At 60.4% G+C, this 8,731-nt stretch carries 8 protein-coding genes; all 8 read right to left on the bottom strand.

Annotated elements, in window-relative coordinates:
• Nucleotides 1-126: 126 nt before the first annotated feature.
• The 8 genes from IEX53_RS18970 to IEX53_RS18935 all read right to left on the bottom strand — a co-directional run bounded on the left by IEX53_RS18970 (nt 127) and on the right by IEX53_RS18935 (nt 8,730).
• Nucleotides 127-1,626 (bottom strand): tripartite tricarboxylate transporter permease, encoded by a 1,500-nt coding sequence (locus tag IEX53_RS18970; RefSeq protein WP_188825747.1) that lies wholly within the window; start codon nt 1,624-1,626, stop codon nt 127-129.
• Between the two features lie 9 nt (nt 1,627-1,635).
• Nucleotides 1,636-2,091 (bottom strand): tripartite tricarboxylate transporter TctB family protein, encoded by a 456-nt coding sequence (locus tag IEX53_RS18965; RefSeq protein WP_188825746.1) that lies wholly within the window; start codon nt 2,089-2,091, stop codon nt 1,636-1,638.
• A 147-nt stretch (nt 2,092-2,238) separates the two neighbouring features.
• A complete protein-coding gene (locus tag IEX53_RS18960; RefSeq protein ID WP_188825745.1) occupies nt 2,239-3,213 on the bottom strand; it encodes a Bug family tripartite tricarboxylate transporter substrate binding protein in 975 nt (324 codons plus the stop codon).
• 67 nt (nt 3,214-3,280) lie between these two features.
• Nucleotides 3,281-4,321 (bottom strand): Ldh family oxidoreductase, encoded by a 1,041-nt coding sequence (locus tag IEX53_RS18955; RefSeq protein WP_188825744.1) that lies wholly within the window; start codon nt 4,319-4,321, stop codon nt 3,281-3,283.
• Entirely contained in the window at nt 4,318-5,280 is a 963-nt protein-coding gene (locus IEX53_RS18950; RefSeq protein ID WP_188825743.1) for a phosphoglycerate dehydrogenase, read from the bottom strand. Before IEX53_RS18950 ends, IEX53_RS18955 begins: the two co-directional genes overlap by 4 nt.
• 3 nt (nt 5,281-5,283) lie before the next feature.
• Nucleotides 5,284-6,165 carry a dihydrodipicolinate synthase family protein gene (locus IEX53_RS18945; RefSeq protein ID WP_188825742.1) on the bottom strand — a complete coding sequence of 294 codons (882 nt, stop codon included), beginning with the start codon at nt 6,163-6,165 and terminating at the stop codon, nt 5,284-5,286.
• 29 nt (nt 6,166-6,194) lie between these two features.
• Nucleotides 6,195-7,814: an ABC transporter ATP-binding protein gene (locus IEX53_RS18940; protein WP_188825741.1), complete on the bottom strand. Its 1,620-nt coding sequence runs from the start codon at nt 7,812-7,814 to the stop codon at nt 6,195-6,197.
• The gene (locus IEX53_RS18935) at nt 7,807-8,730 is read right to left on the bottom strand and encodes an ABC transporter permease (RefSeq protein WP_188825740.1); all 924 of its coding nucleotides are present in this window, start codon (nt 8,728-8,730) and stop codon (nt 7,807-7,809) included. The genes IEX53_RS18940 and IEX53_RS18935 overlap by 8 nt, the downstream gene beginning before the upstream one ends.
• Nucleotide 8,731: the final 1 nt, after the last annotated feature.

Here is an 8,731-nt window from a genome sequence, read left to right as displayed (position 1 = left end):
TGGAATCAGAATTCCGCAGCCAGGGGAATCCTCAATACGATTCCGCGTTCAACGGACACGCTCTAGGTGCTGTCCAACTCGTCGCTGCGTTCATAACCCTCAAATGACGACACGCGCTAGCGTCTTTTACTCCTCGAAGGCGATATCGCGTGTTCGCCGCACATGGGGCAGGATCATCATTAGCAGGCACAGCGCGACCAGGCCGAGCAACACCGCCGATATCGGACGGGTAAGAAAAATCGTTGGGTCGCCTCTACCGGTAAGCATGGCGCGGCGCAGGTTTCCTTCCAGCATCGGCCCGAGCACCAGCCCGAGAAGCAATGGCGTTGGTTCGCAACCCAACTTGATCAGCAAATAGCCCACCACTCCGAAAACCACCATTACCAGAACATCAAAGCTGCTGTTGTTGACGGTGTAGACTCCGATACAGCAGAGCGCCACGATGACCGGAAACAGCAAGCGATAGGGGACGCCCAGCATCTTCACCCAGATGCCGATCAGAGGCAGGTTCAGGATTAAAAGCATGACATTGCCGATCCACATGCTGGCGATGAGACCCCAGAACAGCGCTGGCTCGTTGGATATGATGTTCGGTCCCGGTGTCACCCCGTGCAGGATCAGCGCGCCGACCATCATCGCCATCGTGGCATTGGCCGGAATGCCGAGCGTCAAAAGCGGAATGAACGACGTCTGGGCGGCGGCGTTGTTTGCGCTTTCCGGCGTGGCGACACCTTCGATGGCCCCTTCGCCGAAGCGCTCCGGGTTTCGAGATAGACGCTTTTCCAGCATATAGGCGGCAAAAGCCCCGATCGTCGCGCCGCCTCCCGGCAGGATACCCAGAACAGAACCCACGGTCGTTCCGCGGAGTATCGGCTTGACGATACTCCGCAGTTCCTGCCGGCTCAGCATCAGCGAGCCCACCCGATTGATGGAACTTGCCCGCCCGTTCTCATTTTCGAGGTTCTGGCAGATTTCCGCGAGCCCGAAGAGACCCATGGCAATTGCGACGAATTCCACGCCATCCAGCAGATTGACGCTGCCGAATGTCAGGCGTGCCGCGCCGGTGTACATATCCTGTCCGACCAGACCGAGCATGATCCCGACGAGGATCATCGCAAGAGCCTTCATAACCGAACCTGCGGCCATGGCCACCGACGCAATCAACCCTAGGACCATCAACGAAAAATATTCCGCTGGTCCGAATTTCAGGGCAACGCCCGCGAGCAGCGGACCCATGGTAGCGATGACCAGCGTTGCAGCCGACCCGGCAAAGAATGAACCCAGCGCCGCTGCGGCCAGCGCTTTCCCAGCTTGCCCCTGCCTCGCCAGCTTATACCCGTCGAGCGCGGTTACGACTGACGATGCTTCCCCTGGCAGGTTGATGAGGATAGCGGTGGTGGAACTGCCATACTGCGCGCCGTAGAAAATGCCCGCGAGCATGATCAGTGCCGTCACCGGCTCAAGGCCGAAGGTCAACGGCAGCAGCATTGCGATCGTGGCCACCGGACCTATGCCCGGAAGTATGCCGATCAGTGTGCCTACGGTTGCGCCGAGGAAGCAGTAGAGCAGGTTGTGAAGGCTGAGAGCCGTGGAGAAGCCGAGGCCAAGATCTGCCAGCAAAGTCATTTCAAGTCCTCACCGGAAAAGGAACCAGCCGCCAACCGTCTGAAAGGGCAGGCCAAGCAATTTGACGAAGATAATCCACGCACACGCTGCGATGAATGCAGCAAGCGCAAGACTGATATGCAGGCGAAAATAGCGGCTGCCGGTCGAGGCAATGAAAACCGTCGCGAACACAGTGAGCGGAAAGCCCATCCCTTGCAGGCCTGAGACGAAAACGAGCACTGCAGCGCAGATAATAAGGACACGTGACCATGCGGGTGAACCCACAGTGTTCTCAGGTGAGGCATTGCGAATGCCCGAAAGAAGGATCAGGGAGCCCAGAATAGCCAGTCCGCCTGAAAGGATCAGCGGGAAGTAGCCGGGACCCATTCGCAGCGTTGTCCCCATTGGCAGCTTCATCGCCCCAAAGGCGAAGACGGCGGCCACCAACAAGAACGCCAAGCCTGCAAGCACATCCTTGTTGCGCAAGAGGATATCTGTTCGCGACATCGTTTTCCTCGCTTCCGCCGGGCGTCCCGGCGGTTCGTAATGGCTGGTGCTGATCCGGGGAGAATTCCAGAGGCCGCCCTTTGGAGGCGACCTTGGGACATCTCATGCAGAGCATCGCACAGCGAATTATTTCGCGTTCATTCCATGCATGCCGAGATCGCGAATGATCGCCTCAGCCTTCTGGCTGTCGTCCTGCGCCAGCTTTGCATAACCGGCGCTGTCGCGATAATCGACGAATTCACCCATTTTGCTCATCTTCGCGATGAAATCCGGGTCGGTGAATGTCGCTTCCAGTGCGGCGGTCAATTTAGCCCTGATATCATCGGGAATGCCCTTGGGAGCGATGACGCCCTTCCATGATGACCAGGTGAAATCGATCCCCTTTTCGACGGCGGTCGGCACCTCCGGATAATCAGCGATGCGCTTGGATTCCATCACGAAAATCGGCTTTACGGCACCCGATTCAATATGTGGCCGCGCCTCGGCAGGCGTGGCGGTGACAGCATTGATATGTCCGCCAGCGCAGGCCGTCAGCGCTTCCGAGGCGCCGCTGAAGGGCACATGCTCGAAAGTCGTGGCCGATGCTCGCCCGAAGGCTTCGACCGACAGATGGTTGGCACCGCCGGCACCGGAATTGCCGATCAGCACCGCGCCCGGGTTCTCCTTGGCATAGGCCATGAAGCCGTCGAAATCAGAAAACGGCGCATCGGCGCATGCCAGCACGATTTGCAGATTGCGTGCCATCAGGGCGAGGAAATCGACATCGCCGATCTTATAGGTGGTGGCGCCGTAATGCGGCAGCAGCGCAATCGGGCCCTGCGCGCCGGTGCCCAGCGTATAGCCATCGGGCTTTGCGCTGAGAGCTGAACCGGTGCCAATGCCGCCACCACCTCCGGTCTGGTTGCGCACGACGACGGTGGCACCATCGAGCTTCTTCGAAAGCACCTCGGCCATCACGCGAATTGACAGGTCCGTGCCGCCACCGGCGGCATAGGGCACGACAATTTCGATGGGTCGTGAAGGGTATTCCTGGGCTGCGGATGTATCGGCGGCAAGTGCTCCGATGATCGCCAGAAATGCTAATTTCAGCCGTTTATCCATTGGTTTTCTCCTCCCGTTTTTCCAGTTATCTGGATATTTGCAAATCTTCATGCCCGGTTGGCTGGATTTACAACCTTCCGCAAATGTCCACGCCCAGTCGTTCAGCTTCCACCTTGAGTGCAGGAATGATGGAGGGGTAAAGCTCCACGCCTTCCGACATCGCTTTGCGCCTGCGGGCAAGTGCTGCCTGTCCCGGCAGGCGTACCGGCCGGGAAGGATCGCGCGGCGGGGAGGCGAGGCACGCATTCGCCAGCCAGCCGGTCTGACGCAGAAAGGCGGCTTGCCCGCCAAAGGCGTCGGGATCATGGACGGTGATCATCACAGCAGCGTTGGTGCCTTTCGGGGTATCGGCGCGACCGTAACCGGCGAGACCCTGGGTCAGAGCCTCGACAGCCAGCGCCATCCCGTACCCCTTTTGTCCATGGTCGAGTCCCCCGGTTGGCAGGAGGGAACCCCCCGCAATAACTGCATTTGGGTCCGTCGAGAGGGCTCCTTCGGCATCCATTACCCAGGGGTGCTCATAGGAGCGTCCTTCCTGGATCATCCGTTGCGCCATGTTCACCGTGGTGATCGAGGCGGAGATATCGATCAAAATCGGATCGCCGGGCGTGGGAATTCCATAGGCGACCGGATCGGGAGTGAAGACACCCTTCAATCCGCCAAATGGCGCGACCTGCGCGCCGGAAGGAGAGGAGGAGGCAATAGAGATCATGAAACCCTCGGCCGTGGCGTCGGGCAGGTAGGCGGCGAGCGCGCCGATGTGGTGGCTGTCGCCAATCACCAGCGTCGCGGTGCCATATTGTCGGGCTCGCTCCATGCAGAGCGCTACTCCGGTGGAAACGAGCCATGCGCCGGGTAGCCTCAAGCCACGCCAGCAGATGGCCGCGCCGCGGTCGGAGACGGTTTCAGGTATCCCATCGGCGGCCATTACGCCATCCCTGAGACTTTGCAGGTACCATGGCGCCAGTGCCAGGCCATGGGTCGTGTGGCCCATCAGGTCAGCCTCGACAAGATAACGCGCGACGGCTTCGGCCTTGTCGGCGGCCAGGCCGGTAGCCTTGAAAATATCGCGGGCGACTTCGCGAAGCGTTTCGTAGTTGATCGTCATTGAAAGACCTCGGGGTTGAGAACGCGGGCAGGGCGGCCACCGGCAATCAAGGTCTCGATATCGGCAATGTTCATCAGCCCGACATTTTCCAGTGCTTCGAGGGTATCGGCACCGGAATGCGGCATGAATATCGCCCGGGGATGGCGGAAGATCGGATGCCCGCGATCCGGAGGCTCGGCCACATAGGCATCCAGTGCAACGCCGCCAAGGTGGCCCGCTTCCAAGGCCGCATGCACCGCATCCAGATCGACGACTTCGCCACGTGCCAGGTTCAGGAGCCGGGCTCCGGGCTTCATGCCCGCAATGGTCCTGGCATTGATCAGGGCCGCATTGTCCTTGCCGCCGAAGATATGCAGGGAGACATAGTCGGAAGCTGCCAATAGCGCATCCAGTGTAACGATCGCGATATTGTTTTGCGCCGCGAAGGCGGCGTCGGCGTGGGGGTCGCAGGCCAGCACATTCACCCCCAACGCCCGTGCCTTCAGCGCCAATGTTCGACCAATATTGCCGAGGCCAATGATGCCGAGCGTCTTGCCGCCGATTTGCGAGCCGATTTGGCGGTCCCATCCGCCCGCGATGACGCTGGCGTGACGTGCCGGAATGTCGCGGGCCATGGAAAGCATCAGCCCGACGCCTAGTTCCGCGACCGCGTCGGCATTTGCACCGGGCGTATTGGCCACGGGAATGCCCCGTGCCGTGCAGGCGGAAATATCGATATTGTCCACGCCGACGCCGTGTTTCACGACGCCTTTCAGTTTTGGGGCGTTGGCGAGGATTTCTGCCGTGACCGGCACCAGCCCGACAACGATATAATCCGCCTCGTCCAGATGTTCGGACAGACCGCCATCGGCAAGAGTTGTGTCAACGCATCGGATCAGCTTCCAGCCAAGTTCCGCCAGTCTTGCAGGGACTTGTCCGTGGCGACCGAAGCCGGGAGACGTCGTAAGAAGGACTGTCATGGCTCAAACCATCCCGTACGTCTTGAGAATGTCGAGGATCTGCGCATCCTGCACCGGATCGGGGAGCAGGGCGGGCTGGCGGCTTGCGCCGACCGATTTGTCCATCAGGTAAAGCGCGCGCTTTACAAGGGCAGGCGGATAGCCGAGGCCGTAGAGGTCTTTGCGGAAACGGCCGAATATTTCCTGCTGGCGGGCGGCTTCGGCCTCATTGCCTGCATTGAAAGCCCTCAATATCCCGGCCAGTACTTCCGGCATGACATTGCCCAGGCCGGATATGCAACCGGCAGCGCCATTCTGCAGCGACCAGTGGACCAGATGATCTGGGCCTGAATAAACGGCGAAGTCAGCGATATCACGGCCCACGCCCAGATACGCCTCGAGCGTCTCCTGCGCACCGCCGGAATCCTTGATGCCGGCGATATTGCCATGGGCGGCGAGTGCGCGCGCCGTCTCCGGCTCGATGTGGTTCTGAGTCCGCGCAGGGATATCGTAGAGATAGACGGGTGTCTTCACCGCATCGGCGACGGTCGAGAAGTGGCGCACAAGGCCGTCCTGCGTGCAGGCGATGAAGAAGGGTGTGATGACGGCGATGCCATCGACGCCGATCCTGTCGAATTCGCGCGCCAGCTTCACGGTCTCGAAGGTCGCCGGCATTCCGGCGTTGACGATGATCTCCACGCGCCCATTGACCTCTTCGACCACCTGCTGGGTCAACTGGATTTTTTCCTCATAGGTGAGGGCAGTGAAATCGCCGTTGGTTCCGGCGCACATGATGTTGTTGCCGGCTGCGACCTGACGGCGGACCTGCGCGCGCGTGGCCTCGAAGTTGATCGTCTCGTCTTCGTTGAAGCATGTTACGAGCGCGACGAAGGCTTTTTTGGGCATCGGTATCTCCTTGGAAGGATGGCGCTTTATTAAGAAGCGCGTGCAAATCGGGCTGCCCGGTTGGCGGCCTGTATATCTGGATCTGGATCAAGCCCGGCGGCGAGTAGCGCGCGGGTATAGTCTTCGCGGGGAGTTTCGAATATCTCGCGCACCGTTCCCCGCTCCACGACCTCTCCCTTGCGCATGACCATGACGTGATCCGCGAAGTCGCGAACAACAGGCAAATCATGGGCGATGAAGATGAAGGCGATGCCCATTTCACGGCGCAGCCTGTCCAGCAGGGCGATGATTTGAGCCTGCACCGATACATCCAGCGCGGAAACCGCTTCGTCGCATATGATCAACTGGGGTTCGAGCGCGAGCGCCCGCGCAATGGCGATCCGTTGACGCTGACCGCCGGAGAATTGATGGGGATAACGCCCCATGTGCTCGGGCTGAAGACCCACCTGAATCAGGAGCTGGGCTACCCGTTCGCGCCATCTGGGTTTCGCCAGAATGTCGGGATGGATCACCCATGCCTCGCAGATCAGCTGGAATACCGTCATGCGCGGGCTCAGGGATTGCGTCGGGTCCTGGAACACCATCTGCAGGTCGCGCCGCAGCCTGTGCATATCGGAGGTCGAGAGTTGGAACAGGTTGCGCCCCTTCCAGAGCGCTTGACCGCTGTCGGGTTCTTCCAGCCGCAACAGGACGCGCGCCAACGTGGACTTGCCCGAACCGCTTTCTCCCACGATGGCGATGGTTTCGCCGGGCATGAGATCGAAGGACACGCCCTTCAGGGCATCGAACGTGCCATAGCGCTTGCGAAGATCCCTGACCGATAGAACCGGATCGCCCTTGGCATCCGGCGCATGCATCTCTCCTTTGCCGGGCGCGGCTGCGATAAGTTTCCTCGTATAGGGATGGCGCGGGTTCTTATAGACCTCACGCACCGTGCCGGTTTCCACCAGCTCGCCTTTTTCCATGACAACGACACGGTCGGCGATTTCGGCGACGACGCCCAGATCATGGGTGATGATCAGCACGGCCATGCCGGTTTCCCGCTGCAATTCCTTCAGCAGGGCCAGCACTTCCGCCTGAACCGTGACATCGAGCGCCGTCGTCGGTTCATCGGCGATCAAAATGTCGGGGCGCAGCGCCAGCGCCATGGCGATCATCACGCGCTGGCGCTGGCCGCCGGAAAATTCGTGGGGGTATTTTCCCATGGCCTGTTCAGGGTCGGGAATGCCGACGCGCTGCAACAAGCGCAAGGCTTCCGTCCTCGCCGCTGTGGCGCTCGCGCCATGGGTCGTCAGCGCCTCCCTGATCTGCCAGCCCACGGTGTAGACCGGGTTGAGATGGCTGAGCGGGTCCTGAAAGATCATCGCGATCCGCTTTCCGTTCACCTCGCGGCGCTCGTGGGGCGACATTTTCAACAAATCCTTGCCGTCGAGCAGGATTTCGCCTGAGCTGATGCGTCCCGGTGGCATGTCGATCAGGTTCATGATCGCGGCTGACGAAACGGATTTGCCTGAGCCGCTCTCGCCCAAAATGCCGAGGGTTTCGCCACGGTCGAGATGATAGGAAATGTTGCGGACGGCCCGGACAGTGCCTGATGCGGTGTGAAACTCGACCGACAAATTGCGGACTTCGAGAAGATGGTCAGCCATTCGAGCCGCCTTTCATTTCCAGACGCCAGCGCTGGACCGGATCGAGCGCGATGCGCAGCCAGTTCGACAGGAGATTAAGGGAGAGTGTCGTGAGAATGATCGCAAGCCCCGGCCAGAACGATAACCACCAGGCATTGGTCAGATATTGGCGGCCCTGCGAGATCATCAATCCCCATGTGATTTCGGGAGGTTGAATGCCGATGCCGAGAAACGACAGCGCGCTCTCCGCCAGCATCACATAGGCAAAGTCGAGAGTGGCCAGCGTTGTCAGCGTCGGCAAGACGACGGGAAGGATGTGGCGAAAGAGGATCCGCTTGCTGGAAGCGCCCATGACCCGGGCCGCCTGCACGAACATGCGCTCGCGGATTTCCAGCACCTCAGCGCGGGTCGTGCGCAAAAAGACCGGTATGCGGGTGATCGAGAGGACCAGGATCAGGTTGAGGATCGACGATCCCAGCATATAGAGCACGATGACCGCAATCAGGAGCGACGGGAAGGACATGATCACATCCGCCAGCCGCATGATCACCTGATTGACGCGTGGCGAAGAGAAGCCGGCGATGAGGCCAAGCAGCGTGCCGACGACCGCCGAAATCGCGACCGCGCCGGCTGCGACCATGAGCGTGTTTTGCGTGGCGACGATGATGCGGGCAAAGAGCGGCCTGCCCAGAGCGTCGGCCCCCATCCACCAGACCCAACTTCGTTGCCAATCGAAGGGAGCGAGGTTCCGCCCTCTGAGGTTCTGCTTTGTCGCCAGTTCTCCGAGCCAAGCCGGCCCGATGATCGCCATGACAAGCACGATGAGCAGGAACAGCGTGGCGCAAAGCGCGAATTTATCCGCCCACAGCATCCGCGCCATGCGCATTGCCTGATGCGGCTCGTGGTCGATCATGGTCTGCGTGTCTTGTAAGGTCATG

The sequence above is a fragment of the Paramesorhizobium endophyticum genome (genome assembly GCF_014640615.1).
GTDB classification, from domain to species: domain Bacteria; phylum Pseudomonadota; class Alphaproteobacteria; order Rhizobiales; family Rhizobiaceae; genus Paramesorhizobium; species Paramesorhizobium endophyticum.
The sequence above is the reverse complement of the archived record's forward strand: the minus strand, read 5'-3'. Positions and strand labels throughout refer to the sequence as shown.